At 61.1% G+C, this 25,296-nt stretch carries 21 protein-coding genes; 11 read left to right on the forward strand and 10 right to left on the reverse strand.

Going from position 1 to position 25,296, the window contains the following annotated elements; all coding sequences use genetic code 11:
* Positions 1-135: 135 nt before the first annotated feature.
* Positions 136-3,312: a bifunctional proline dehydrogenase/L-glutamate gamma-semialdehyde dehydrogenase PutA gene (gene putA / locus ACRC0P_RS10440; protein ID WP_438630586.1), complete on the reverse strand. Its 3,177-nt coding sequence runs from the start codon at positions 3,310-3,312 to the stop codon at positions 136-138.
* A gap of 145 nt (positions 3,313-3,457) precedes the next feature.
* Between putA and ACRC0P_RS10445 the strand changes: the two genes are divergently transcribed.
* From ACRC0P_RS10445 to ACRC0P_RS10455, 3 genes are all read left to right on the forward strand, one after another.
* The gene (locus ACRC0P_RS10445; RefSeq protein ID WP_438630588.1) at positions 3,458-3,967 is read left to right on the forward strand and encodes an Lrp/AsnC ligand binding domain-containing protein; all 510 of its coding nucleotides are present in this window, start codon (positions 3,458-3,460) and stop codon (positions 3,965-3,967) included.
* 171 nt (positions 3,968-4,138) lie between these two features.
* Entirely contained in the window at positions 4,139-5,296 is a 1,158-nt protein-coding gene (locus ACRC0P_RS10450; RefSeq protein ID WP_438630590.1) for an acyl-CoA dehydrogenase family protein, read from the forward strand.
* Between the two features lie 15 nt (positions 5,297-5,311).
* Complete coding sequence (locus ACRC0P_RS10455; protein WP_438630592.1) at positions 5,312-5,758, forward strand: OsmC family protein; 447 nt, start codon at positions 5,312-5,314, stop codon at positions 5,756-5,758.
* A 34-nt stretch (positions 5,759-5,792) separates the two neighbouring features.
* On the opposite strand, the gene ACRC0P_RS10460 is transcribed toward ACRC0P_RS10455, so the two are convergent.
* Positions 5,793-7,913 carry a tetratricopeptide repeat protein gene (locus ACRC0P_RS10460; RefSeq protein ID WP_438630594.1) on the reverse strand — a complete coding sequence of 707 codons (2,121 nt, stop codon included), beginning with the start codon at positions 7,911-7,913 and terminating at the stop codon, positions 5,793-5,795.
* A 672-nt stretch (positions 7,914-8,585) separates the two neighbouring features.
* Here ACRC0P_RS10460 and ACRC0P_RS10465 point away from each other — a divergent pair.
* Both ACRC0P_RS10465 and ACRC0P_RS10470 read left to right on the forward strand, forming a co-directional pair.
* Positions 8,586-8,798 (forward strand): ChaB family protein, encoded by a 213-nt coding sequence (locus ACRC0P_RS10465; RefSeq protein ID WP_438630596.1) that lies wholly within the window; start codon positions 8,586-8,588, stop codon positions 8,796-8,798.
* 31 nt (positions 8,799-8,829) lie between these two features.
* Positions 8,830-9,282 carry a VOC family protein gene (locus ACRC0P_RS10470; RefSeq protein WP_438630598.1) on the forward strand — a complete coding sequence of 151 codons (453 nt, stop codon included), beginning with the start codon at positions 8,830-8,832 and terminating at the stop codon, positions 9,280-9,282.
* 60 nt (positions 9,283-9,342) lie between these two features.
* Here ACRC0P_RS10470 and ACRC0P_RS10475 read toward each other — a convergent pair whose 3' ends face one another.
* From ACRC0P_RS10475 to ACRC0P_RS10485, 3 genes are all read right to left on the reverse strand, one after another.
* Positions 9,343-10,629 carry an MgtC/SapB family protein gene (locus ACRC0P_RS10475; RefSeq protein ID WP_438630600.1) on the reverse strand — a complete coding sequence of 429 codons (1,287 nt, stop codon included), beginning with the start codon at positions 10,627-10,629 and terminating at the stop codon, positions 9,343-9,345.
* 275 nt (positions 10,630-10,904) lie between these two features.
* Entirely contained in the window at positions 10,905-11,405 is a 501-nt protein-coding gene (greB, locus tag ACRC0P_RS10480) for a transcription elongation factor GreB (protein ID WP_438630602.1), read from the reverse strand.
* 4 nt (positions 11,406-11,409) lie between these two features.
* Positions 11,410-13,377, reverse strand: coding sequence for a prolyl oligopeptidase family serine peptidase (locus tag ACRC0P_RS10485; protein ID WP_438630604.1), 1,968 nt, complete (start codon positions 13,375-13,377; stop codon positions 11,410-11,412).
* A 249-nt stretch (positions 13,378-13,626) separates the two neighbouring features.
* Between ACRC0P_RS10485 and ACRC0P_RS10490 the strand changes: the two genes are divergently transcribed.
* Entirely contained in the window at positions 13,627-16,119 is a 2,493-nt protein-coding gene (locus ACRC0P_RS10490; RefSeq protein ID WP_438630606.1) for a hypothetical protein, read from the forward strand.
* A gap of 121 nt (positions 16,120-16,240) precedes the next feature.
* Here ACRC0P_RS10490 and yciH read toward each other — a convergent pair whose 3' ends face one another.
* The gene (gene yciH / locus ACRC0P_RS10495) at positions 16,241-16,567 is read right to left on the reverse strand and encodes a stress response translation initiation inhibitor YciH (protein ID WP_438630608.1); all 327 of its coding nucleotides are present in this window, start codon (positions 16,565-16,567) and stop codon (positions 16,241-16,243) included.
* A gap of 102 nt (positions 16,568-16,669) precedes the next feature.
* On the opposite strand from yciH, the gene ACRC0P_RS10500 reads away from it, so the two are divergent.
* From ACRC0P_RS10500 to ACRC0P_RS10510, 3 genes are read left to right on the forward strand one after another with little or no spacing between them, the layout of a single operon-like run.
* Positions 16,670-17,488, forward strand: coding sequence for an ion transporter (locus tag ACRC0P_RS10500; protein WP_438630610.1), 819 nt, complete (start codon positions 16,670-16,672; stop codon positions 17,486-17,488).
* Positions 17,489-17,492: 4 nt separating this feature from the next.
* Positions 17,493-18,638, forward strand: a complete 1,146-nt coding sequence (locus tag ACRC0P_RS10505; RefSeq protein WP_438630612.1) for a sensor histidine kinase — start codon at positions 17,493-17,495, stop codon at positions 18,636-18,638.
* Between the two features lie 40 nt (positions 18,639-18,678).
* Entirely contained in the window at positions 18,679-19,371 is a 693-nt protein-coding gene (locus tag ACRC0P_RS10510) for a response regulator (RefSeq protein ID WP_438630614.1), read from the forward strand.
* An 88-nt stretch (positions 19,372-19,459) separates the two neighbouring features.
* Here ACRC0P_RS10510 and ACRC0P_RS10515 read toward each other — a convergent pair whose 3' ends face one another.
* The 4 genes from ACRC0P_RS10515 to ACRC0P_RS10530 all read right to left on the reverse strand — a co-directional run bounded on the left by ACRC0P_RS10515 (position 19,460) and on the right by ACRC0P_RS10530 (position 23,526).
* Positions 19,460-20,923: a potassium transporter TrkG gene (locus ACRC0P_RS10515; protein ID WP_438630616.1), complete on the reverse strand. Its 1,464-nt coding sequence runs from the start codon at positions 20,921-20,923 to the stop codon at positions 19,460-19,462.
* A 108-nt stretch (positions 20,924-21,031) separates the two neighbouring features.
* Positions 21,032-22,363 carry a TrkH family potassium uptake protein gene (locus tag ACRC0P_RS10520; protein WP_438630618.1) on the reverse strand — a complete coding sequence of 444 codons (1,332 nt, stop codon included), beginning with the start codon at positions 22,361-22,363 and terminating at the stop codon, positions 21,032-21,034.
* A gap of 35 nt (positions 22,364-22,398) precedes the next feature.
* Positions 22,399-23,049 (reverse strand): potassium channel family protein, encoded by a 651-nt coding sequence (locus tag ACRC0P_RS10525; RefSeq protein WP_438630620.1) that lies wholly within the window; start codon positions 23,047-23,049, stop codon positions 22,399-22,401.
* A gap of 12 nt (positions 23,050-23,061) precedes the next feature.
* Positions 23,062-23,526, reverse strand: coding sequence for a PaaI family thioesterase (locus ACRC0P_RS10530; protein ID WP_438630622.1), 465 nt, complete (start codon positions 23,524-23,526; stop codon positions 23,062-23,064).
* A 97-nt stretch (positions 23,527-23,623) separates the two neighbouring features.
* Here ACRC0P_RS10530 and ACRC0P_RS10535 point away from each other — a divergent pair, with 97 nt between their 5' ends.
* Positions 23,624-24,778: a serine hydrolase domain-containing protein gene (locus tag ACRC0P_RS10535; RefSeq protein WP_438630624.1), complete on the forward strand. Its 1,155-nt coding sequence runs from the start codon at positions 23,624-23,626 to the stop codon at positions 24,776-24,778.
* Entirely contained in the window at positions 24,778-25,002 is a 225-nt protein-coding gene (locus ACRC0P_RS10540; protein WP_438630626.1) for a SlyX family protein, read from the forward strand. The genes ACRC0P_RS10535 and ACRC0P_RS10540 overlap by 1 nt, the downstream gene beginning before the upstream one ends.
* Positions 25,003-25,296: the final 294 nt, after the last annotated feature.

The raw sequence follows: 25,296 nt of genomic DNA on the forward strand, positions 1-25,296 counted from the left end.
TCCCGAGTCCCGAGTCCCGAGTCCCGAGTCCCGAGTCCCGAGTCCCGAGTCCCGAGTCCCGAGTCCCGAGTCCCGAGTCCCGAGTCCCGAGTCCCGAGTCCCGAGTCCCGAGTCCCGAGTCCCGAATCCCGAAGTTTACTGCGCCAGACTGAACAGCTGGGTATTGCCCCCGGTGGCCACCGTATTGATGGTCTTGGTCTTCTCGTTGGCAAAGCGGAACAGGTAGTGCGGGCCGCCGGCCTTGGGGCCGGTGCCGGAAAGGCCCTGGCCGCCGAAAGGGTTTACGCCCACGACCGCGCCCACCATATCCCGGTTCACGTAACAGTTGCCCGCGTTCACCCGCTTGAACACCGCGCCGGCGCGCCCCTCGATACGGGAGTGCAGGCCGAAGGTCAGGCCGTAGCCGGTGGCGTTGATGCGGCGAATCACCTCTTCCAACTCGTTGGCCTTGAAGCGCACCACGTGCAGGAAGGGGCCGAAGACCTCCCGCTCCAGCAGGGAGAAATCCTCGATCTCCACCACCTGTGGGCCGAAGAAGGTGCCTGTCTTGGGTAGCTTGTCGCGATCGAAAGAGAACAGCGGCTCGGCTTCCTTCTGCATACGTTCGCGGTGGGCCTCCAGCATGCCCAGAGCCTTCTCGTCGATCACCGGGCCGATGTCGGTTTCCAGCAGCGCCGGATCCCCCAGGGTCAGCTCTTCGCAGGCGCCCCGGAGCATTTCCAACAGGTTGTCGGCGATCACGTCCTGTACGCAGAGGATGCGCAGGGCGGAACAGCGCTGGCCGGCGCTGAGGAAGGCGGATTGGATCACATCGTCCACTACCTGCTCCGGCAGCGCGGTGGAGTCGACGATCATCACATTCTGGCCACCAGTCTCTGCGATCAGCGGGGTGATGGGGCCCTCTTTCACCGCCAGTTGCTGATTGATCAGGCGCGCGGTCTCGGTGGAGCCGGTAAAGGCCACTCCGGCCAGGCGCGGGTCTTCGATCAGCGGTTTGCCCACGGCGGCGCCGGTACCGGTGATCAGGTGCAGGACCTTCGCGGGCACCCCGGCCTCGTGCATCAGCTCGATGGCGCGGGCGGCGATCAACGGAGTCTGCTCCGCCGGCTTGGCGAGCACCGCGTTGCCGGCGGCCAGGCCGGCCGCCACCTGGCCGGTGAAGATCGCCAGGGGGAAGTTCCAGGGACTGATGGCGACGAAGACGCCGCGGCCGCCCAGGACCAGTTCGTTGCTCTCGCCGGTGGGGCCCGGTAGCTCCTGCGGCCCGCCGAAGTGCTGGCGCGCGCCGTTGGCGTAGTAGCGGCAGAAGTCCACCGCCTCGCGCACTTCGGAGATGCCGTCGTTCAATGTGCGGCCGGCCTCCAGGCAGATCAGCGCGGTCAGTTCGTGGATGTGTTTTTCGTAGAGCTCGGCGATCCTGTCGAGGATCTTCGCCCGTTCACTGCCGCCCAGGCGGTCCCAGTCGCGCTGGGCCTCGGTGGCGGAGCGGTAGGCGGCGTCTATCAGGTGCTTGTCGGTGTTGGCGGTGTGGCCCACCAGTTCGCCGGTGGCCGGGTTGTGCACCGGCTCGTCGGCTTTGCCCATGGCGCCGTCGACAATGGGCCCGCCGGAGAATTGCCGGTTGCGCAGCTTTTCCACTGTCGCCAGCAGCGGTTCCACCGCCATTGGGTCGGTCAGCTCGAGGCCGTGTGAATTTTTTCTTGGTAGTACCTCTGCGCCCATGTAGATGTCCTCCGGTAGGGGGATTTGCGGGTGGCGATAGGGATTGCAGGCCTCGCTCTGTTCGATGGTGTCCTGCACCAGTTCCTCGACGGGGGTCTTCTCGTCCATAAAGCGATTGACGAAGGAGCTGTTGGCGCCGTTCTCCAGCAGGCGGCGCACCAGGTAGGGCAGCAGATCCTTGTGTGCGCCGACGGGGGCGTAGACCCGCACCGGTACGCGCTTGCCGTGCACCGCCCTCAATTGAGCGTAAAGGAGATGCCCCATGCCGTGCAGACGCTGGAATTCGTAGCTGTTGTTGGAACTGCCGTTAGTGTCGCCGGCCAGCTCCAGGATCAAGCCCACGGTGTAGGCGTTGTGGGTGGCAAATTGCGGATAGATGGCGTCGCGGGCGTCCAGCAGCTTCCCGGCGCACACCTGATAGGAGAGATCGGTGTGGCACTTGCGGGTGTACACCGGGTAGTCCGGCAGGCCCAGTTGCTGGGCATGCTTGATCTCGGTGTCCCAGTAGGCGCCCTTCACCAGGCGCACCATCAGCTTGCGACCGGTGTCCCGGCCCAGGGCGATCAGCCAGTCGGCTACATGCGGGGCGCGCTTCTGGTAGGCTTGCAGCACGAAACCGAGGCCCTGCCAGTCCTTCAGCTCGGGATCGTGGGCCAGGGCTTCGAAAATATCCAGGGAGATGTCCAGCCGCTCGACTTCCTCGGCATCAATGTTGAGGCCCATGTCGTACCTGGCCGCCGCTGCACAGAGACGTTTTACCTGTGGCAGCAGCTCGGTCATCACCCGCTCCCGCTGCAGCGCGCTGTAGCGCGGATGCAGGGCGGATAGTTTGATGGAGATACCGTTGGCCTCCACCACATCGCGCTTGTCCCCACCTTTTTGGCTATTGTCCTTGCCGATGGTTTCGATCGCCGCCATATAGGCGTTGAAATAGCGCTCGGCATCCGCCATGGTGCGCGCGCCTTCGCCCAGCATGTCGAAGGAGAAGCGGGTGCCGGGGGCGTTCTCCGCCGGGCCGCGCTTGAGCGCCTCTTCGATGGTGCGGCCCAGCACATACTGGCCCCCCATGATCTTCATCGCCTGCATCATGGAGGCGCGCACCATGGGCTCGCCCATGCTGCTGACCAGGCGCTTGATAAAGGAGGAGGGTTGCTCGCTGATATCCGGGTCCAGCTCGACGATATTGCCGGTGAGCATCAGGCCCCAGGCGGAGGCGTTGACGAACAGCGAATCGGACTGGCCGCGGTGGCTGGACCAGTTGCCGGAATGAACTTTCTCGGCGATCAGCTTGTCAGCAGTATCCGCATCCGGCACCCGCAACAGGGACTCCGCCAGGCACATCAGCGCCACGCCCTCCTTGTTAGAAAGGCCGAACTGCTGTAAGAACGCATCCAGGGTGCCGCGCTTGCTGCGCTGCTGGCGGGAGTGGCGCACCAACTCGCGGGCGGTATTGAGAATTTTCTGGCGCAATGCGTCATCCGGACGCGGGGCTGCCAGCAGCTCTCCGACGCACTGGTTTTCGTCGGCGTGCAGGTATTGTCGGGCCCGCTGGCGGGCACTGTGCAGATCTCCGGCGAATGATGTCGACATGATGGTCTCCCAAACTCTTGTAATAATAGGACCAGAATAATAAGCCGGATTATGTGGCAAATACCTCAGGATTAATCGCCATTTTGCCGTCACATGTGGTTAAATATAACGAAGAAAAGTGTAAGCACTAGTAGGATATGTTGCTATGTCTCGACAACTGGAAGACCTGGACCGGATAGACCGGCAGATACTGCGCATCCTGCAGGGGGCGGGTCGTCTGCCAAATGTGGAACTGGCGCGGCGGGTGAATCTCAGCCCTACACCGTGCCTGGAGCGGGTCAAGCGCCTGGAACGGGAGGGTTTTATCCGCGACTACGTGGCGCTGCTGGACCCGATCAAGGTCCACGCCGGCCTGGTGGTCTATATCCAGGTCAGCCTGACCGACACCGCCACCGAGGCGCTCGAGGCGTTCAACCAGCACGTATCCGGGCTGGAAGAGGTGCAGGAGTGCCATATGGTCGCCGGTGGCTTCGATTACCTGGTGAAAATACGTATCAAGGATATGCTCGGTTACCGACGTTTCCTCGGTGAAAAACTGGCATCCGTCCCCGGGGTGCGCGAGACCCACACCTATGTGGTGATGGAGGAGGTGAAGACCGATACCGCGGTGGCGGTGCCGGACCCCGAACCCAGAGCGAAAAGCGGCAAGCGCTGACAGCCGGCCGAGCCCCGGTTCGGCCAGCGGGCCGCAGGCCCGCCCCTCCCGGAGTTTCAGCTCAAGATCCCGGCTCAAGTCGCAACAGGTTGCGTCAGGGATGGCATGCACTGCACGAGAAACCTCTACAGTAGTTGGCAACTCAGTAAGCAATAATAGAAGCAGGTACCTATGGATTTCGCACTGACCGAAGAGCAACAGATGATCCAGGAGGCGGCGCGCCACTTCGCCGACAATGAACTGAAGCCCGTCGCCGCGGAACTGGATAAGACCGCCGACCGCGAGCTGTTGCTGGACAAGCTCAAGCAGCTGGCCGAGCTGGGTTTTATGGGAATCAATATCGACCCGGAATTCGGCGGCACCGGTGCCGGCACCATCGCCTTCAGCCTGGCGATCACCGAACTGGCCCGCGGCTGTGCTTCCACCGCCCTCACCACCTCGGTCACCAATATGGTGGCGGAAGTGATCCAGGCGGTGGGCAGTGACGCGCAAAAAAGCAAATACCTGCCGAAAATCTGCAGCGGCGAATACGCTGCCGGTTCCTTCTGCCTCACCGAGCCCGGCTCCGGCTCCGATGCCGCCGCCATGCACTGCCGCGCGATCAGGGACGGCGACGACTACGTGTTGAACGGCAGCAAGCTGTTTATCAGCAGCGCCGAGTTCGCCGGCGTCTTCGTGGTCTGGGCGGTGACCGACCCCGAAGCGCCAAAAGGCAAGGGCATCTCCTGCTTCCTGGTGGAGTCGGGCACACCGGGCCTGGTTATCGGCAAGGCGGAAGAAAAAATGGGCCAGAAGGCCTCGGTCACCAACGAAGTGTCCTTCGCGGACTGCCGGATACCCGCCGCCGGCCTGCTAGGCGAGGAGAACAGGGGCTTCCGCATTGCCGCCGGCGAACTGGCCGGCGGGCGCATCGGCATCGGCTCCCTGGCGCTGGGCATCGGCCTGGAGGCGCTGGATTGCGCCCGCGCCTACCTACAGGAGCGCGAGCAGTTCGGCAAGAAGCTGGCCCAGTTCCAGGGCCTGCAGTGGCAGCTGGCCGACAAGTACACGGAAATGGAAGCCGCGCGCCTGCTGCTGATGCAGGCCGCCTGGCAGAAAGATACCGGCATGCACTTCGGCCCCACCGCCTCCATGGCCAAACTCTTCGCCACGGAAAAAGCCAATGAGTCCTGCTACACCGCATTGCAGATGCACGGCGGCGTGGGTTACACCCGGGAGTTCCCGCTGGAGCGGATGGCGCGGGATGTGCGGGTCACCACCATCTACGAGGGCACCAGCGAAATTCAGCGGCTGATAATCGCCCGGCATTTGCTTGAAGGTGTACGTTAAATTTAAGGAGAAGCCATGAGCGAACAGGCTCCGATTGTGGTTACAGTCGAGGAATCCGGAGACGGCAGGTTCACCCAAACCCTGCACTCCGGCCCACATCAACTGGTCGCTGACGAGCCCGAAGATGTCGGCGGCAATAACCGCGGGCCGGGTCCCTACGAGTATGTGCTGCTGGGACTGGGCGCCTGTACCAATATGACCATCCGTATGTATGCCGACCGAAAGGGTATCCCGCTGGATGGGGTGCGGACTATCCTGTCGCATCGAAAGATTCATGCGCAGGATTGCGAGGGCTGTGAGACCAGGGAGGGCAAGATCGATGAGATTGTGCGGGAGATAACCCTGGAGGGAGAACTCACCGGCGAGCAGCGGCAGAAGCTGCTGGATATCGCCAACCGCTGCCCTGTGCACAATACCCTCACTGCGGAAATTGTCGTGCGTTCGCGGTTGTCTTCGGTTTGAGCCGGCTATTCACAGGCCGGAAGGGCGTAGAAAGTTACTCCAGTAGCTGCTGGTAATGCTGCGCCTGCGCCAGGTTGCCGGTTTCCCGGTTCAGGGACACCAGGGCCCCGAGTATTTCCCGATCGCGCGGAAGGTGCTGGCGCCCCCGCTCGAGCACTGAAATTGCCTGTTGCGGATTGCCGCTGGAATTCAGGGCAATGGCGTACACATAGATATAGCGGCCGGTTGCCGCCGGGCTTTCGGCTGCCTGGCGAAGGTATTCCAGCGCTTCCGGCTTGCGCTGCTGACGCGCGAGGGAAAGCCCCAGCGCGTGTTTGACAACTGCCCGGTCAGAAGCTTTGTGCAGCGCGTCGCGGAGCAGTGCTTCCACCTCCTTCTCGCGCCCCGCGCCGCGGTAGAGTTCGGCCAGGTTGATGTAGGCGGGGCTGTAATGGGGAGCGATTGCCAGTGCCCGCTGGTAAAAGGCTTCCGCCTGCCTGCGGTTGCCCCGCTGGGCGTGCAGGCCGGCAAGATTGGTGAGGGACTCGGGGCGATCCGCATTGAACTTTTCCGACTCCAGGTAGTTGTTCAGGGCTCGGGTGAGCTGCTGCTGTACGGCGGGCGGGAAGCTGTCTTCCGGCATCCCGACCAGTGCGCTGGCTGCGAGGGATGCGGTGACCCGCCCGTCCTCATACAGCAGTGGAATGGCCAGCGTCGGTAGAATCTGGGGTGGCAGGGTTTCAAGCTGCTGCGCCAGGCCGAGGCTGAGCAGAGGGGCATCTCCCCGGGCGATCGCCTGCAGTAACTGCGCGGATTCCATCGCCAGGTACCGCGGCAGCAGGCTCACCGCGGTGGCGCGGGCGATGTCCGGCTGGGATTCGTCGGTGATCAGTTGCATCAGCTGGGATTCGGCGCCGGGCAGTCCGTGGCGGCCGGCGTACAGGGCCTTCCCGTAGTGCCCTTGCATGGGCTTGCCGAATTTTCCCTGAAGTATTTCCGCAGCCCATCTGTTGCTTCTGTCCCTGTGGCAGCCGGTACAGGTGTTCGGCGTTTCCAACTCGTCCGAGAGATCCGGGCGCGGGATGCGAAAGCTGTGGTCGCGGCGTACGTCCACCTGCATATAGGTCTTTGCCGGCATATGGCAGTTGACGCACTGGGCTCCGGAACTGTTTACCGGGTGGAAATGGTGTTTGGAGGTATCGAATCGCGCGGGCAGATGGCACTGGGCGCAGACGTCGTTTCCCTTCGCGCGCAGCTGCAAACTGTGGGGCTCGTGGCAGTTGCTGCAGGTCACACCTGCCGCATACATTTTGCTCTGCAGAAATGAACCGTAGACATAGACCTCGTCGTTAATCTGCCCGTCCGCGTGGTAGAGCGGTTCGCGCAGCAGTGCCGGATTGAAGTTATCCAGCAACGGATCGCCGGCCTGCGCACCGGGGAAACTGGTGGCGCGGCGCGAGTGGCACTGGGCGCAGGTCTCTATTTCCGTCTGTGTGTTTGCCGCTTGTTGCAGGTGTGCAATACCGGTTTCGGTATCCATGGCCCACACGGCCTGTTTCCGCTCTGTATAGGAAACCGCGAGTCCCTTGTGGGCGATTTCCCCGATGGGGCTCACTGCCCACTGTAGATGATGTGAGCCCGGGCCGTGGCAAGCCTCGCAGGCGACATTGATTTCCGACCAGGTTGTATCGTAGCTCTGGCTGGCGAGGTCGTAGTTTTTCTGCAGGTCGGTGGAATGGCAGTCCGCACACATGAAATTCCAGTTCTGGTCGATACCGGTCCAATGCAGTGAGTGGCCGTGATGAACCTGCTCCTCCGGGTACAGGTGGAACCAGCGCTGGCCGCCCTCCGACCGGGGGCGGCTGTCCCAGGCAATGCCCAGGGGCTGCAGTTTGCCACCGGGAAACTCCACCAAATATTGCTGCAGCGGGTAGACACCGAAGGTATAGGCGATGGGGTAGTCATGCAGGTTGCCATCCGGGCCGTCGGTCCTGACGTAGAAGCGGCCATCCTTTTTATAGAACGAGGAAGCGGTCCCGAAGTAATCGAATTCAATATTTCCGAAGTTTCCCAGTACGGTTTCGTCCCCGGCTTTCTGCATGGCCAGGTCGTGATGGGACTGCCGCCATAGCCGGTACTCCACCTGATGGCAGGATGCACATTGCTTCGAACCCACGTAAGTGGCGGGTGGAATGTCCGGTACTTTGTCTGCAGTGCGATTCTGTCGAAGTGATGGTACCGGAGTGGCTGAACCCTTTTCCTGCTTTACCTTATCGGACCCGAGGTTTTTGTCGCAGCTGCATAGGAGCATTGCGAGTAACAAAGAGTTGATCAGCGTGGATCTGCTTCTTGCGGGCGATGTCATGTCCGTATTGGTGAGATATTATGTTAGCGCGTTATTTTTGACTGGGCGGTCGAGCGGCGATTGGCGCCACCCCTGACTAGATTAGTCCATATCCACCGGAATTGCGGCGAGAGCCGGTGGCCCAGAAGTTTTTCTGCTGTCTCGCGACTGCAACTGACTACATAGTTCTCCCGACCACTCCATAACAGAATAGAAATGGCGCATGGATAACCTCTTTGAGCCCGGAAGGTCGGCGCACTAAATTACTTATAAACGATAGATCACTATCGTACCTTTGAAGAAGCGTTTTACGCATCCTGGCGGGAAAGACGCGCTGTGGCAGGTTGCCGGTAATCCTTGAGGGGCTGGAAGTTGTTCATTATATTCCGAAGATAATCCTGTGGAGCGGTTGTCGCCGAACACCTCAGTTGGCGGAATCTGTGGACTAATCTCCTTGCTATAGCGTTGTCCCACCCCCTTTTTAAAAACAAGCAGGTCAAATCCATGCCCTACAGATCCGTTAACGAACTGCCGAAAAATGTCAAGAATCCCCTGCCAAAGCACGCCCAGGAAATCTACAAGGAGGCGTTTAATAGTGCGGAGAAGCAACACAAGGATAAATCCGACACCGAAGAGCGCGCTGCCAAGATTGCCTGGAATGCGGTCAAGGAAAAATATGAGAAGGGTGACGACGACAAATGGCATAAAAAGCACTGAATGATATCCCGGCCGGCGCGAGGAGAAAGCTATGAGCGAAGGCGGAGAGAGAGCCAGAGCTGTAGGTATCAATCATGTCGCCCTCGATGTTCGGGACCTGGATGAGGCCATTGGCTTTCTCGATAGCCTGTTTCAGTTCAAGTTACGCTCCAGAGATAGAGGTATGGCCTTTATCGAACTGGGCGACCAGTTTATTGCGCTTTTCGAAAATCTGGATACCGGAAAGGACAAGCATCGGCATTTCGGTCTGGTGGTGGATGACAAAAGCAAAGTCAAGGCGCGCCTGGATGCGTTGAACATTCCTATTCTCGGGGATCACTTTCTGGACTTTCGGGATCCCTCGGGCAATCGCTGGCAAATTGTGGAGTATTCACAGATCGAATTTATCAAAGCTCCGCAGGTGCTGGAATTCATCGGTGCCAGCGGGCTGGAGAAGGCTGACGATGCCAGGGAGGATTTGCGCAAAAAGGGCATTGAAATATAGCCCCGACGGTGGTTGGCAGGAGGAAACGCCCGAAATATCCCGGCTTCCCCGAACTTGCTCTCAGCCGTCAGGCCACAGGACTATCACCAGTATTCCCGCCACAAAAGGTACTGTGAACAGCAGCGCCACGCGCCGGAACAGCGTCCGTCCGCCCAGGGCAGCGGCGGCTCCCGCCTTGAATACCAGGTTTGCCAGGGTGGCGATCACCATTGCCCTCCAGGCGGTGGAGGGTTCGAGCAGACCGTCGCCGGCGAGATTGGCGGTGGACAGGGTGATCGCGTCCACATCGGTAAAACCCGAAATCAGCGCCACCACGTAGATGCCGCGGCTGCCGAAGTAGTCCTTGGCCGCCGCCACGGCCAGGGTGACCAGGGCGTAGAGGGCGCCGAAAACCAGCGCCGCTGAGAGTTCCGCGGGGTTGCTTTGGGTCGGCATCTCGCTCGCGTGATGCTCGGAAAAGCGGTAGCCAAAGGCGCAGGTCACCACACTGATCAGCAGCAGTGCGGCCAGCGGTGGTAGCAGCACGGCAGATACGCGCGGGGCGACCACTGTGATTTCCACAAACATACGGATAAACATACTGGTGGAGGCGATCAGGATTACCAGTGCAGCCAGTCCCGCCATGCCTTTTTCCAGTTTTGCCCGGCGCGCGTAGCTCACGGTGGTGGCGGTGGAGGAGATAAGCCCGCCGATCAGGCCGCTTAACAGGGTACCGGCGCGGGCGCCCACCAGTTTGTAGGCACCGTAACCGCCGAGCCCTATGCCCACGATCAGCACTACCAACAGCCAGATCTTGAAAGGATTGAGTACATCGTAGGGGCCGAAGGTGCGGTTCGGCAGAACCGGCAGGATGATCATCGAAATCAGCGCGAACTGCATGATCGCGCGCAGATCCTGTTCCGGCAGGCGCTCGGCGAAAGCGTGCATACTGGGCTTCAGGTGCAGCAACACGGCGATGGTGCCGCCGATCACTACGGCCACCGTCAGTTCTCCCAGAACCAGCAAAGCGCCCAGCACATACATCAGTAGGGCAGACACCTCGGTGGTAATGCCGGTACTTTCTTCCTCACCGCGCAGCCGCTCGAGGTTGCCGAGCAGTATTAGCACCGTCATGCACAGCAGCCCGGTCGGTACCAGCCACGGAATATCCTGAATATCGCTCAGCCTCGCGGCCAGGGCGCCGAACAGGGCGATCAGCGGAAAGGTGCGGATACCCCCCAGGCGGTCTGCGGTGCGCTCCCGCTGCAGTCCGATCAGCAGCCCGAGGCCCAGGGCGATGCCGAAGGCGACGAGGCTTTCAGAATCGACAAACGCCTTCAGCGGGGCGGGGATGTCGTCCTTGGGCATTCTTGCATCATGCTCCTGAGCTGTTTGCCCCTTGGGCATCTCCGGGGGCCAAGTCTTCCCGGCAGCGGATTGCCCCTACATAATAGGACAACCCGGTTTCCTTCGGCCCTGACGTTTGTTTCGTTATTCAGCCGCGGGACGAAGCAGAGGCCGCAATTTCTACAGCCCCAGCCCAGTATTTTCTCAATCCCGCTTACGGGGCGGACGATGAACTTGTCCCGCACCCGCTTTTCGGGTGGTTGTTGGTGTGGTGTCGGATATTTTCAGGAGCGGGGTTATTCCTGATATCGGATATCCACTACATAGTAGGTCACCCGTTTTTCCCCCATATGGATATTCACCTCGTCGTCCAGCCGCCGCCCGAGCAGGGCACGGGCCACCGGGGAATCCATGGAAATCAATCCCTGCTTTACATCGAACTCGTCCGGGCCGACGATACGGTAGGTGAGGGTGTTGCCGTCGTCATCCTCAATGGTGACCCAGGCGCCGAAATAGATTTTCTCCCGGTCGTCCGGAATGCGGTCCACCACGGTGACTTCCTCCAACCGCTTGGTGAGAAAGCGCACCCGGCTGTCAATCTCGCGCAGGCGCTTCTTGCCGTAGATATAGTCGGCGTTTTCCGAGCGGTCGCCGAGTTTGGCCGCCTCGCTTACCGCTTGTGTGACCCGCGGGCGCTCCTCCTCCCACAGGCGCTTTACTTCCGCGCGCAGGCGCGCGGCGCCTTCGGGGGTGATATAGCGGGAACCGCGAGGGCGCGGCGGTCTCCATCTTCCCACCGGTTTATTCCAGGTTCTCTATGGTAATGCCGGGCCCCGGTTCGGGCAGCTGGAAATTGAATATGCGGCTGTAGAACTCCAGCTCGCCCTCCAGCGCCATCCTGATACTGCGGCCGTCGCGGAAGCCATGGCCCTCGTCGGCGAAGGTGATATAGGCCACAGGAATACCCTGCTGCTTCAGGGCGTCGACCATGGTCTCCGCCTGGCTTGGGGGCACCACCTTGTCTTCCAGGCCCTGGAAGAAAATTACCGGGCAATTCAGCTGATCGACATAATTGATCGGCGAGCGTTCGCGATAGAGTTCCTCCGCCTCGGGCCAGGGGCCCACCAATTTGTCCAGGTAGCGGGATTCGAATTTGTGAGTGTCCCGCGCCAGGGTGGTGAGATCGCCGATGCCGTAGTGGCTGGCGCCGGCCTTGAAAGTACTGTGGAAGGTGAGGGCGGCCAGCACTGTGTAGCCGCCGGCACTGCCGCCCTTGATCAGCAGCCGTTCCGGGTCGGCCAGGTCTTTGGCCACCAGGTATTCGGCGCCGGCGCAGACGTCTTCCACGTCAAGGATGCCCCAGAGGCCTTTCAGGCGCTCGCGGTATTTGCGGCCGTAGCCGGTGCTGCCGGAGTAGTCCACGTCGAGGATGGCGAAGCCCCGGCTGGTCCAGTACTGAACTTTCAGGTTCAGGCCCGCTGAGGTGGCGCCAGTGGGGCCGCCGTGGCTCAATACGATCAGCGGTGGTTTTTCGCTCTCTGGCGCCTGAAAATCGGGATTGTTGGGCGGGTAGTAAAAGGCGTGTACCTGTCGCTCGCCCGCGGGGAACTCGATGGCCTGGGCCTGGGAAAAAAACCCGCTGTCCAATCGGTGGCGGTTACTGCTGGCAATGGTTTCAAAGTTTTTTTTGTGATTGTCGTAGGCAATTACCGCGGGGAATCTGTCCGCACCGGCGCCTATAAAGACTGCCCTGTGGCTCTCGCAGCGCACGCCCTCGATATCGCAAAAAGGCTGTTTAAGGGTTGCGTGACTGCGGTCTTCCAGGTCGATGGTGGCCAGGTGCCAGCGGCCGTTTTCGGTAAAGGTACAGAGGATTTCGTCTGAGGTGAGAAATCCGTAGGTGGACATGCCGAACACCCAGTGGGGCGTGGCGAACTCCGCGTTCTTTTCCCACAGGGGAGAGGCCTCACCCGATTGAGAGTCTTCTCCCAGGCGGTAGATATTCCACCAGTTGTTCCGATCCGAGACGTAAAACAGCTCACTCTCCGGGGACCACTGGGGTTGGAATATGGATTCCCCTCCGCCACCGGCGACTACTTCCACTGTTCCCAGCTGGCCGCTGTCGTCCAGCTCCGCCAGGCAGAGCTCAGTGGCGTCCCAGGGCATATCGGGATGAAACCAGCGGAGGAAGCTGAACCACCTGCCATCGGGGCTGAGGCCCGGATTTGAATAGAAATCCGCGCCCTCGGCGAGAATGCGCGGCGGGTTTTTCTCCGGGGCTTCCAGGTGGATGGCGACAATACGGGCTATCGCCTCTTCCCCATTCGCCTCCGGGGAGCCGTCTTCCTGTACGCAGAGCAGCTGTTTGCGCCGGCGGTCGAGGAACAGGTCCGCGTGGCGGTAGGGTCCCTCGGGGGTGATTGCCTCGGGCATCTGGCTGTCCAGATCCATGCGGTAGATGCGCTGGTCGTCGGCGAGGACGAAATAGGCAGTGTTATCGCTGATCAGGTAACTGGCGCCCCCGTACTCGTGGGCTTTCGAGCGCACGTTCAGTGGGGCGGGGGTGATATCCCTGCGCCCGTCCTTCGGACAGTGCCGGACCAGTACCGAGCGGCCTTTCTCCGCCGGGCGGGATTCCAGCCAGTAGGTGCAACCATCCACCAGCCTGGGCTCGCTCAGGCGCACACTGTCCTGTACCAGCAGGTCGGCGCTGATTGGCGATTTCCAGCTGCCGTAGGGGGCTACTTTTTTTGCCGGGGCGTCGCTCATGGGCGGGGTTTCCTTTCTCATCATTCCTGTCTTGGTAGCCGCGCATTTTGCCGATTGCAACAGGGGGGCACAAGCGCAACTGAGATGCCGCTCACACACCAGCCGTGCACGCATCCACCCTTTATCTCCATTCTATCGATTTCGCATCCCCGGTGAGAACCAGTGCGCACCGCGCGGGGCGGGAATCTTTTACCCTCCGCCAACCTTACCGATACCGCCGATTTTTCAGCTGACCCACTGGGGTGAACTATGTCCGGCCAGCAAATGTTCCAGATTGTTTCCGCGGGAAAAACCCTGCGCGCCAAATCGTCGGCGCAGGTGTTGCAGGATGCGGCGGCGGCCTTTTCCGTGCCCCTCCCCCAGGCGCGCAGACTGCTGGTCAGGGGCTGGGTGATCAAGGACCAGCTCTCTTCCAAGCAGGTACTGGAATACCGCGCGCGCCTGCAACAGGTCGGCGTGCGCGTGGAGGTCCACCCGGCGGGCAAGTTCGACAACCGCGCGCTGCTGGCCAAGCTGCAATTTGCCGAGAAGCGATGCGAGCAGAAACCCAAAACGGATACGGACAATCGTACGGAGAAGAAAGCGCAAGTTGCCAGACTGCCGCCGATAGCTGCCGGGACAAAGCCCGCAACCGCTGCCAACAGCAAGGCGAGGACCCAGTTGGAATCCCTGTTCGGCGATCTGCCGGCGGCGCCGGGCGAATCTTCCGCGGACCGGGCCCAACTGGCTCTGGGTACACTGCTGGCCGCCCTGGTGCCGGGGGTTTTTGTCCTGTTTGCGGCCCTGTGCGTATACAGCGCCGCCCGCGCGCTCTGGCAGATTCCGCAGGCATTGATAGCCGGAGAGCTTAGCGCTTTCGGACTGATGGGCAGCCTGTTGTCACTGGGGCTGATCGCACTCGCGGCTCTGCTGCTCTGGCCGTTTTTTGCCGCCGGGCGTTTTGCCGCGGAGTCCGAAGCGGCGCCGTTGCCACTGTCGAGAGACGGCGCGCCGGCCCTCCATTTGTTGCTCCGGGTTCTGACGGAAAAGACCGGGCTGCCGCAAGTGAGCCATCTGTCGGTTTCCGCCGGTGCGGAGGTGGTGGCCGAGCCGGCGCCGGGAGACATAAAGGCGCAGCAGTTGCCGCTGCGCCTGGGTCTGGGAGCGGTGCGCGCGCTGTCCGGCAATGAACTGCTGGCGCTGGTCGCCCGCGCCCTCGGCGGCTACAAGGGGAAACTGCGCGGGACCACCGCGTGGCTGGTACGGGATATCGCCCGGCGACTGCAGTGGATGCAGTGGGCACTGGAAAACGAGCGCAGCGCGGTGTCGCCCGGCGGGCAGGTGGCGCCGCCGTTGAAACCGCTGCACCGCGTACTGACGCTGGGAGGGCGCGCCGCCATTCCTCTGGTGGACAAGCTGCACGACCTGCACCGCAGCCTCACCGGGCCCACCGCGCGGCTGCTGGAGCGCCAGGGGGATGCCTGGGCGGCGCAGGTCATCGGCAGCGAGGCATTTGCATCTTTTGCCGACAAATGGCATCAGTTGGTGCACGCGGAGCTGGTGGTGGCGGAGGTGAACCGGGAGGCTTCCCTGGCCGGTCAGCGGCTAACCAATTATCCCGATGCCATCGCCTGGACACTGCGCAACCTGGACCGGGAAACCCGCTCGAATATCGAACTGGCGATGGCGCAGGCCTCGGATTCCTGGGACTGGACCCAGGCCGCGGACAACGAGCGCGTCGCTTGGGCCGAGGAACTGTCCCTGGCACCGCTGGTGCAGCAGGATTTTTCGGTACAGAAACTCTTTGCCGATTTTGGCGCACTTTGCAGTTCCGTCAGCGCGGCGATTGCCGCGGAGGACAGCCGGGCGGTGGATAACATCCGCTTGCTGTGTGCCAGCAAGGAATCCGATCAGGCCCGGCAGGTGATGGCCGAGTATTTCAACCAGCTGCCGCCGCGCCGCTTTTTGCCATTGGAGCTACCCGCGAACGGGGAACTGCAGGCCATGGGTTTGCAGCAGGCCATCGACTGGCTGCGCGGCAAGCTGGTGGAGCTGCGGGAGCAGGAACGGCGCCTGGAGGAGCTGCAACTGCGCGAAGCGACCATGCAACTGGGAGCGGCGCTGGTCAGGGCCCAGGTAAAAATCGAGCCGGAAGCATTTTTCCTCTCGGGGTCCACCCCGGCGGCAGCGGATAAGAGCCTGCGGGACAACCGCGCCCGTCGCGAGGAACTGGAGCGGCAGCAGAGGGAGATTTTCAATGTCTTTTACCTGCGCATCATCCGCACGCTGGAATCCATGCCCACCGCGGAGCAGAGGGACCCGCAAAGCCGCCTGGAGCAGCTGTCCGCTTACCGCCCGCTGGCGGCGAGGCTGGAAAAGCTCGACGCCTACGGCGACATCTTCGGCCTGATGATCGACCGCCTGTCGCTGGATGGCAGTCAGCGGGAACTGCTGCAGAAATTCTATGCCCTGGCCGCCGGCGAGTTGCGGGCCTTGTGCGAAGCGGCGGGCAATAGCGCCGCTCTGTGCGAGAGCGGGATGCCGCAAATGCTGGAGGAACGCATCGGCGCCAGCCGGCTGCCGGAACTGCCGGCGGACCGGCAGCGATTGCGGGATGCGCTGCAGGCGTTGGAGCTCAAATGTAAAAATGCCGGCGCCACGGTGTGCGAACACTACCGTATCCAGCTGGCGCAGCTGTTGCAACCATGCCTGGAGCGGGAGCTGGCCCTCAAGGTGAAGCCGTTGCGGCTGATAAGAATGTAGGGCCGGTCCCCGGGAACGCCGAGCTCCAGCTCGGCAACGGGCCGCAGGCCCGCCATGGATGGACTTCAGAAAAAACTGCGGGCTCCATCGTGGCCAACGGCTTCTACAACGGGTTTCAAGCTTATCCCCCGGCCAACTTGACCCTGAAATCCCGCGCCTCCAGCAGAGCCTTGATCTCCGCCCGCTTGTCCCCCTGGATCTCGATCACCCCCTCTTTCAGTGCACCGCCGCAGCCACAGCGCTTTTTCATTTCCGCCAGCAGCAGCTTCAGCTCACCGTCAGTGCCCGGCAGGCCGCGCACGCTGGTGACGCCTTTACCCTTGCGCCCCTTGGTTTCCCGCTGGATGCGCACGATACCGTCGCCCTCGTCGCGGCGGGCCTGCTGTTTCGGTTCCTCTTTGATGCGGCCGCGATCGGTGGAGTAGACCAGACGGTTCTCTTTTGCCATAACAACCTCCGCTTCGTTTGGCGGGATTGTGGGGTGGAGGGGGTCGATTGTCTAGCGGGGGCTTTGCGGTGGCGCTATAGTTGGCCGCAAACGGGAGGAAGCATGGCATTGAGCGGAAGGCGGAAGTGGCTGAACGAGATAATCTTCGGCACGGAGACGCGGGCGGGGAGGATGTTCGACGTCTTCCTGATCTGGGCCATTCTGATCAGTGTGGCGCTGGTATTGCTGGTGTCGGTGCGGGCGATCGCTGTTCGCTACGGCGAGTTGTTCTTTATCCTGGAATGGATTTTCACCGGCCTGTTCACTATCGAATACCTGCTGCGTATCTACTGCGCGGTCAACCGCCGCTCTTATATTTTCAGCTTCTACGGTGTCGTGGACCTGCTGGCGATACTGCCCAGCTACCTGGCGCTGATCCTCACCGGTGCCAGCACTTTGCTGGTGGTGCGCCTGCTGCGGGTACTGCGTATTTTCCGGATTCTGAAACTGATGCGCTATCTGCGCGACGCCAATCTGCTGGTGCGCTCACTGTGGCAGTCGCGCCGCAAGATCATGATCTTCTATGCCGGCATGCTGGTGTTGTGTGTGATTTTCGGCTCCGTCATGTTTGTGGTGGAGGGCCCAGGCAACGGTTTTACCAGCATTCCGAAAAGTATTTACTGGACTATTGTCACTATCACCACAGTGGGTTATGGCGACGTTACGCCGCACACGGTTGTCGGTCAGGCTATTGCGTCCCTGGCAATGCTGATCGGTTACTCGATTATCGCCGTTCCCACCGGGATAGTGACTGCGGAGCTGGCCGGTGAGCTGGGCAGGGATAAGTCGAGCTATCGCTGCGACAACTGCAGCCGGGCCGGCCACGACAGCGATGCGGAGTACTGCAAGCACTGCGGTTACAAGCTGGAGCAGGTGGAGTAGACGTTTGCGAACCCGAAAGAAAATCATAGGGATTGAACTGGAGCCGCGACACCACCGGAGCGCTCCGCTGGGCAGCGGCTACCTCTTTGCCCTGCTAGCGGTGGCTGGGGTCACCGGGCTTGCGGTACTGCTTGAATTCTGGGTAAAAAACTACAACCTGGTGTTGCTCTATGTGCTGGTGGTGGTGGCTACCGGGCTCAAGTATGGATCGCGTCCGGCGATTCTCGCCGCGGTGCTGTCTTTTCTCAGTTTCAATTTTTTCCTCACCGATCCGCGACATACCTTTGTGGTATCGCAGAGAGATGAACTGGCCACCCTGATATTTCTTTTTCTGATTGCGCTGATCTGCGGCCCTGCTGCCTCACGTATTCGGAGCCAGATCATGCTGTTGCGTGAGCGGATTGAACTGACCAGGGACCTGGAATCCGCGCGGGTGAAAACTGAAGTGGAGCAGCTGCGTTCAGCACTGCTCTCTTCAGTCTCTCACGACCTGAGGTCCCCGCTGGCGGCAATGATGGGCGCCGCCGAGAGCCTGAAACTCCTGGACAAGAGGTTGGCGCCAGGGGATCGGGACGAATTGGTGGATACCATACTTCAGGAGAGCCGGCGCCTGGACAGTTATATCCAGAACCTGCTGGATATGACCCGTCTCGGCCACGGCAACCTGAAGATCGAGCGCGACTGGGTCTCCATCTCCGATATCATCAGCAGTGCGCTGGCGCGCCTGAGACGCTATTTCCCTGCTGTAAAAACTGAATATTCCGAAAAATCGCCCCCGCCCTTGTTGTTTGCCCATGCGGCGCTGATCGAGCAGGCGCTGTTCAACATATTGGAAAATGCGGCCAGGTTTTCCCCTCCTGGAGAGAGCATCAATATCAATGTTGACTCGGCAGGCAACAACTGTGTGATAGAAATAGAGGATCGGGGACCGGGCATTCCGGAGGTATTGCGCGAGCAGATCTTTGATATGTTCTATGTGGTTTCCGAGGGTGACCAGAAAAAACAGAGCACAGGCATGGGGCTGGCAATTTGTCAAGGCATGGTCGGCGCGCACGGCGGTTCCGTGCACGTCTATTCGGGTTCGGGCAACAAGGGAGCCCGCTTCGTGGTGGAGTTGCCGGTTGAATGTCCGGACAACCCCGCGCTGTAGGGGCGATTTCTTGTGATCGCCCGCGGAATGAGGTGAGAAAATGAGCGCAAAGATAGCCATCGTCGACGACGAGACACAAATCCGGCGCATGTTGCGTATTGCGCTGAAAAGCGAGGACTACGAAGTTGCCGAAGCCGATAATGGAGGCGACGGGCTGGCGCTGATCGCCAGGCAGCAGCCAGACCTGGCGGTGCTGGATCTGGGCCTGCCGGATATGGACGGCCACCAGCTGCTCGGCGAACTGCGCGGATGGTCTTCGGTGCCGGTGATCGTGTTGTCGGTGCGGGCAAGAGAGCAGGAAAAAGTTCGCGCGCTGGATGCCGGGGCCCAAGACTATGTAACCAAGCCATTCAGTATTGAGGAGCTGATGGCGCGTATCAGGGCCGTGCTAAGGGATCGCGTAAAGCCGGATCAGCCGCCGGTGCTGGATGATGGTTACCTGCTGATCGATCTGAGCAAGCGGCTGGTCAGGGTCAGCGGCAAGAATGTGGGGCTAACCCCCAAGGAATATGCGGTTCTGTCGCGCTTGGCCAGGTCGCCGAACTGCGTGATAACCCAGACCCAGCTGTTGCAGGAAATCTGGGGGCCGGGCCATCAAAACGATACCCATTACCTGCGCATCATTGTCAGCCACCTGCGGCAAAAACTCGGCGAAGATCCCACCGAACCCAAATATATCAAGACTGAGGCGGGTGTCGGTTACCGGTTCATCTACCCCGAACGTGCCGTTTGAACAGCTGGTAAGCGGTATGGAGGGGGCGCGCTCCTGCAAGAGCGCAGGCAGGATGGGCAAAGCGCAGAGCCCGGGTTTGCAGACCAAGTCAATAACGCCAGAAAATCCGCGAAAAGACAATCAGCAGAGGAAATATCTCCAGCCGGCCGAATAGCATGGCCGCATACATCAGCCACTTCGCCTCATTCGTGAGACCTCCGAACCCCGAGGCGGTGTCCCCGTAGCCGACGCCCATATTGTTGAGGCAGGCGGCGACGGTGCCAAAGGCAGTCTTCAGGTCGTGCCCGCTGGCGACGACTCCCCAGATAAAGAAGCAGGCGAGAAAGACATACAGGAAGAAGAGCCCCCAAACGGAGCGGATTACCCGCTCGGATACCAGGGTTCTGCCGACTTTGGGCAGGCTGAGGGCATCCGGGTGTACCAGCTGCTTGATCTCCTCCTTGCTCTGGCGGTAGAGCACCAGGAAACGCATAGCCTTGATGCCGCCACAGGTGGAACCGACGCAGCCGCCGAAGAAGCTGGAGCCGATTAGCAGGATTGCCACATGCTCCGGCCAGTTCGGATAACCAGCCGCGGTGAGTCCGTTGTCGGTCATGATGGACAGCACCTGAAAAAAACCGTGCACCAGTGACCCCTGCGCGTCGAAGGTGCCGGCGCGGTACAGCTCTATACAGGTGAAACTCACCAGCAGGAACACAATGGTGATAAAAAAGCGGAACTCGGAATCCCTCAGGATGGGTTTCAGGCTGACCTTGGTGATGGCGAGGAAATAGAGCGCAAAATTGATGGCTGCCAGCAGGGTGAAGACACCGCCCACCAGTTCGATCGCCATACTGTTGGTATAGAACCCCAGGCTATCGCCATGGGAAGAAAACCCGCCCAGGGACACAGTGGACAAACTGTGGCACACGGCGTCGAACCAGCTCATGCCGGCAATGCGGTAGGAGATGGCGCAGAGCCCAGCGAGCGAAAGGTAGATCAACCACAGGTGCTTGGCAGTATCTGCGATGCGCGGGGTGAGCTTGCTCTCCTTCAGCGGGCCGGGCATTTCGGATTGATACAGCTTGGCGCCGCCGATACCCAGCAGTGGCATCACGGCGATGGCCAGCACGATAATCCCCAAGCCGCCGAGAAAATTGAGCTGTGCGCGATAGTAGAGTATGGAGAGCGGCAGCTTGTCGATGTCCTGCAGCACCGACGCGCCGGTAGTGGTGATGCCGGAGATGCCCTCGAAAAACGCATCGGTCAGTGTCAGGTCGAGGCGGGTGTCGAGGATAAACGGCGTGGCGCTGGCGATGGAGAAAATGACCCAGAAGAGTACCACCACCAAAAAGCCGTCACGGGTTCTCAGACTTGTCGTTCGGTGTTGCGTACTCAGGTAGCCGGTGCTGCCGAAGACCAGGGTAACCGCGAAAGTGATCAGGAAAGCGGAGACATCTGTTTCGTCATACAGCCAGCCGACGAAAACCGGGACCAGCATTGTCAGGCTGTAGAGGAAGACCAGAAAGCTGCACAGATTAAAAATGGTGGTTATTCGTTGGTACTTTTGCATTACATCGCCAAGGGTGGCCTGCTACCCGGTTGTGCGGTGAGATGCTAGAGAACTGTGCCGTAACGAATCCAGTAGGTTTTACTCCAAAGTCGTAAAGAAAACGTAAATTTAGCCCACTTGCACCAATTCCTCCACATAGCGCACCCGCCTGCGCCTCGGCCGGGCCAGGGAGAAGGCCAGGGCCAGGGGGCCGATCCGGCCGGTGAACATCAGTACCATCAGCACCGCTTGTCCGGGCAGGGAGAGTTCGCCGGTGATTCCTCGGGACAGACCGACGGTGCCAAAAGCGGAAAAGCCCTCGAACACCAGGTCCAGCAGTTGTAGCTGCGGTTCGAAAACCACCAGCAGGAAAGTGCCCAGTAACACCATCATCAGACTCAGCACCACCACGCTGTTGGCCCGGAATACCACATCGAGGGCCACCGTGCGCCGGAAGGCGCTGGGCTGCGGCCGCCCGAGCAGGAAGGAGCGGGTGGCGAGAAGTATCACCATAAAGGTGCTCACCTTGATGCCCGAAGCGGTGGAGTTGCTGCCGGCGCCGATAAACATCAGGAGGATGATCAGCAGGGTGCTGGGCATTATCAACCCCGCGGTATCCACGGTGTTGAAGCCGGCGGTACGCGGTGTCACAGCGGTAAACCACGCCGCCCAGGGGCGCTCGCCTGTGGAGAGGGAGCCCAGGGTGTGCGGGTTTTGCCACTCGAACAGCATGATCAGCAGCCAGGCGCCCAGGGCCAGGATAACAGTGCCGGACAGGGTGAGTTTGCTGTGCAGGCTGAGGGTGGAGAAGCGCCGATGGCGGCGCAGGTCTGTCAGCACGGTAAACCCCAGGCCGCCGATAATAAACAGCGCGGTGATCACCAGGTTGATCAGCGGGTGGCCCGCCCAGGCGCTGAGGCTGTCCGCGCGCAGGCCGAAGCCGGCGTTGTTGAACGCGGAGGCCGCGTGAAAGAAGCTGAACCAGAGCCCCTCCCAAAAACCCATTTCCGGCACCCAGACCACTGCCATCAGCACTGTGCCCAGGGCTTCCAGGGTGAACGCCAGCAGGGCCACCCGGCGCACCAGCGCGAGCATATCCCCGGGCGAGGTCTGGTTCATGGCTTCGCGCACCAAGTGCTGGCCGCGCAGGCCGAAGCGCACCCCCAGCGCCATCACCGTCAGTGCGGCGAAAGTCATCAGGCCCAGGCCGCCCAGGTGGATCAGCACCAGTACCACGACCTGGCCGAACAGGGTCAGGGCGCCGCCGGTATCCACCACCACCAGGCCGGTGACGGTAACCGCGGAGCAGGCGGTAAACAGCGCTTCGGAAAACGTCAGCCCCCCGTGGCTGGAAATGGGTAGCCACAGGAGCAGGGCGCCGACGGCGATCAGCACCAGGAAACTCACCGCGAGAATAGTCGGCGGGCTGTAGCGCCACGCGCGATGCAGCCCGAATCTCATCGCGCTTCGGGTGTGGAGGCCGGGAAGCCAGATTCTCATAATTCTTCGGAAAACCGGCGCAGGGCGTCCTCGTCGCCCACCAATACCAGGTGGTCGTTGCGGCGCAGGCGGTGATCGGGATCGGGCTGGAGGATCAGTTCCTGCCCGTGTTTGAGCGCCAGCAGGTGGATTTTTTCACGGTCGTATTTCAGTTCCGTAAGCGGCCGGTTTTCCAGGGCTTCGCCGGGACGGATCTCGATCAGGAAATAGCTGTCCCCCAGGCTGATGTAGTCGAGCATATTGGGATGCGCCATGCTCTGGGCCACGCGCAATCCCATTTCGTATTCCGGGTGCAGGATGCGGTCGGCGCCCAGCTTCTGCGCGATGCGGTGGTGGATGCTGGTGATGGCCTTCACCCAGATTTCCTTCGCGCCCATGGACTTGACCAGCATGGTGCACAGGGTGCTGGCTTCGATATGCTCACCGATGGCGATCAGTACCGCGTCAAAGCGTTGCAAATCCAGCTCCTCCAGAGCCTCCTCATCAGTGGCATCGGCAATCACCGTCTGGGTGAGGCTGTCGGCGATCCGCTCGGCGGTTTCTTCGTTGGAATCCACCCCCAGCACGTCATTGCCCAGGCGCATTAATTCCAGGGCAACGGTTTCGCCGAAGGCGCCGAGGCCGATAACTGCGAATTGTTTTTTCATCTTCGATCCTTTTCACCACTTGTCCGGCACCCGCACCGCCACCACGTCCGCGGTGGCGCACAGGCGGCCGCCGCTGGAAAGGGTGCAGTGCAGGACAGTTTTCCTCTCGCTGCGCTCGACGATTTTTGCCTCCAGAATGACAGGCTTGTCGATCGGGGCCGGAGCCTTGTATTGGACATCCAGTCTGCCGGTGGCAAACCAGATTTTCTCTCCGCCGCCCACTTCCCGGCCGGCCTGGCGGTAGCCGTCGGCGATGGCGGTGCAGATGGTGTGGCAGTCGATAGCGGTGGCGATAATGCCGCCGTTGAGGTAGTGAGTGGGGCCGGCGCAGTGGTGGGGCCGGGGAGTGAACTCGCAGCGGGACTCGTCGTCACCGGTCCAGTAACTCTTGATCTGCAGACCCTGACGGTTGTCTGGACCGCAGCCGAAGCAGTGGTTGTCGGGTATCCGGTCCTGTATCGCAATCTGTTCAGCCACAGTTTTCTCCAGTCCTCGATTGATCGGCAATGCTAAACGATTTGCGCGGACCAGGGGAAGGAACTACCCTTGCGCCTGTTTTTTCCCCGGATAATAGATGACGCTCATGGAAATCCACGGCTTCTGCGCCCCCGGTTTCGAACCACTCTACGACACCTTTGCCGAGAACTTCCGCCACTGCGGCGATACCGGCGCCGCTTTCGCGGTGCGCCAGCACGGCGAACTGATCATCTCCCTGTGGGCGGGCAGTGTGGACCGCGAGAGCCGGGAACCCTACACGGAGGACACCCTGGCCAATGTGTTTTCCTCCTCCAAGGGTGTACTGGCACTGCTGGCGCTGCAGCAGGTGGCCGCCTGCGAGCTGGACCTGGACCGCCCGGTAGCGGACTACTGGCCGGAATTTGCCGCCGCCGGCAAAGAGGCGGTCACCCCCCGCCAGCTGTTGTGCCACCGTGCCGGACTGATCGCCTTTCGCGAAAAGGTTGCGGATGACCTCATTTACGACTGGGCTGCCGCCTGTGCCCAGGTGGCAGCCACCGAACCCTGGTGGACGCCGGGCAGCCGTCAGGGCTATTCCCCATTCCTGTTCGGCTGGAGCCTGGGTGGGCTGCTGGAGCGGGCAAGCGGGCAATCGCTGCCGGAACTCTACCGTCAGGGATTGGCTGAACCGCTGGGCCTGGACGGCGGATTCGGTGCGCTGGGCCACAAGTCCACCCGCATCGCGGATGTCGGTCCGCTCAAAAAGCCATTGCCGGAACTGCGGGAAAACGCCGTGGGCCGGGCCATCAAGGAGGAGCGCGGAGGTCCCGTGGCCATGGCGTTTACCAACCCGGTGAGCCTGATGATGGGCACCAACAGCCGGGAGTGGCGCGGCGCGGTGATTCCCGCGGCCAACGGCCATTTCAGCGCGCGGGATCTCGCCGCCATCTACGGTGACCTGGCGCTGGACGCTCCCTCCTGCCTGCCCGCGGAACTGGTGCGCGAGGCGGGGCGCAAACAGAGCCGTGGGCAGGATGCCATACTGCAGGCGGATGTGGGTTTCGGGGCCGGTTTTGTCCTGCGGGGCTCTTCCGCCGACCTGCGCTTTGGCGGTCCCCGGGGGTTCGGGCATCCGGGTGCCGGTGGCAGTGTGGGTTTTGCCGATCCGGAGAGAGAACTCGGCTGCGGCTACGTCACCACCCGTTTGGGCCAGAGTCTGTTTATGGACCGGCGCTCGGCGAACCTGGTGGAACAACTGTATGGAGTCCTGTGATGGATAGGCTGGCGGAACTGAATACGCGAGTGGAGGAACTGGAGAGTCGCCTGGCTTTCCAGGAGGATACTCTGGCTCAACTCAACGATGTGATCTCGCTGCAGGATGCGAATATTCGCGCTCTAGTGGCTCGATTAAAGGAGTTGGGCGACAAGTACCGGGACCTTTCCTTCGAGTTGCGAAGCGGGGGGCGGGAGCGGGACGAAAAGCCGCCCCATTATTGAGATCCTGCCGTCATATCTAGTGCGACCGTACCCTAATTTCCGTGCCTGAAGGTTTCATTTCGGTTAATTAGAAACTTTTCTAAAAAAGCCCTTCCCTTCCCGGTATCAAGTATTGACAAACTTTTTTCCACATGGCGAGGGGGTCGGGCGATGGGTTTGCCCACTCCGGACAAATTGACACAATCGAGCGTGAAGCCTCTATAACTTATTGTTTTTTAAAGGAAAAATAAGAAGTTTAAAAAGTGCGCAAATTGCTGGGACCGAGAGTTTGCGCCGCTTTGCGCTCCCTTTCCT

The organism is Microbulbifer sp. (genome assembly GCF_051659245.1).
In the GTDB taxonomy this organism is placed as follows: domain Bacteria; phylum Pseudomonadota; class Gammaproteobacteria; order Pseudomonadales; family Cellvibrionaceae; genus Microbulbifer.

What these genes read in the sequence shown, in the direction of transcription:
- ACRC0P_RS10535 (WP_438630624.1), top strand. Translation starts at nt 23,624, where the DNA reads ATGACGCTCATGGAAATCCACGGCTTCTGCGCCCCCGGTTTCGAACCA.
- ACRC0P_RS10485 (WP_438630604.1), bottom strand. Translation starts at nt 13,377, where the DNA reads ATGAGCGACGCCCCGGCAAAAAAAGTAGCCCCCTACGGCAGCTGGAAA.
- ACRC0P_RS10445 (WP_438630588.1), top strand. Translation starts at nt 3,458, where the DNA reads ATGTCTCGACAACTGGAAGACCTGGACCGGATAGACCGGCAGATACTG.
- yciH (WP_438630608.1), bottom strand. Translation starts at nt 16,567, where the DNA reads ATGGCAAAAGAGAACCGTCTGGTCTACTCCACCGATCGCGGCCGCATC.
- ACRC0P_RS10470 (WP_438630598.1), top strand. Translation starts at nt 8,830, where the DNA reads ATGAGCGAAGGCGGAGAGAGAGCCAGAGCTGTAGGTATCAATCATGTC.
- ACRC0P_RS10540 (WP_438630626.1), top strand. Translation starts at nt 24,778, where the DNA reads ATGGATAGGCTGGCGGAACTGAATACGCGAGTGGAGGAACTGGAGAGT.
- ACRC0P_RS10515 (WP_438630616.1), bottom strand. Translation starts at nt 20,923, where the DNA reads ATGCAAAAGTACCAACGAATAACCACCATTTTTAATCTGTGCAGCTTT.
- ACRC0P_RS10465 (WP_438630596.1), top strand. Translation starts at nt 8,586, where the DNA reads ATGCCCTACAGATCCGTTAACGAACTGCCGAAAAATGTCAAGAATCCC.
- ACRC0P_RS10520 (WP_438630618.1), bottom strand. Translation starts at nt 22,363, where the DNA reads ATGAGATTCGGGCTGCATCGCGCGTGGCGCTACAGCCCGCCGACTATT.
- ACRC0P_RS10455 (WP_438630592.1), top strand. Translation starts at nt 5,312, where the DNA reads ATGAGCGAACAGGCTCCGATTGTGGTTACAGTCGAGGAATCCGGAGAC.
- ACRC0P_RS10525 (WP_438630620.1), bottom strand. Translation starts at nt 23,049, where the DNA reads ATGAAAAAACAATTCGCAGTTATCGGCCTCGGCGCCTTCGGCGAAACC.
- ACRC0P_RS10450 (WP_438630590.1), top strand. Translation starts at nt 4,139, where the DNA reads ATGGATTTCGCACTGACCGAAGAGCAACAGATGATCCAGGAGGCGGCG.
- putA (WP_438630586.1), bottom strand. Translation starts at nt 3,312, where the DNA reads ATGTCGACATCATTCGCCGGAGATCTGCACAGTGCCCGCCAGCGGGCC.
- ACRC0P_RS10490 (WP_438630606.1), top strand. Translation starts at nt 13,627, where the DNA reads ATGTCCGGCCAGCAAATGTTCCAGATTGTTTCCGCGGGAAAAACCCTG.
- ACRC0P_RS10475 (WP_438630600.1), bottom strand. Translation starts at nt 10,629, where the DNA reads ATGCCCAAGGACGACATCCCCGCCCCGCTGAAGGCGTTTGTCGATTCT.
- ACRC0P_RS10510 (WP_438630614.1), top strand. Translation starts at nt 18,679, where the DNA reads ATGAGCGCAAAGATAGCCATCGTCGACGACGAGACACAAATCCGGCGC.
- ACRC0P_RS10500 (WP_438630610.1), top strand. Translation starts at nt 16,670, where the DNA reads ATGGCATTGAGCGGAAGGCGGAAGTGGCTGAACGAGATAATCTTCGGC.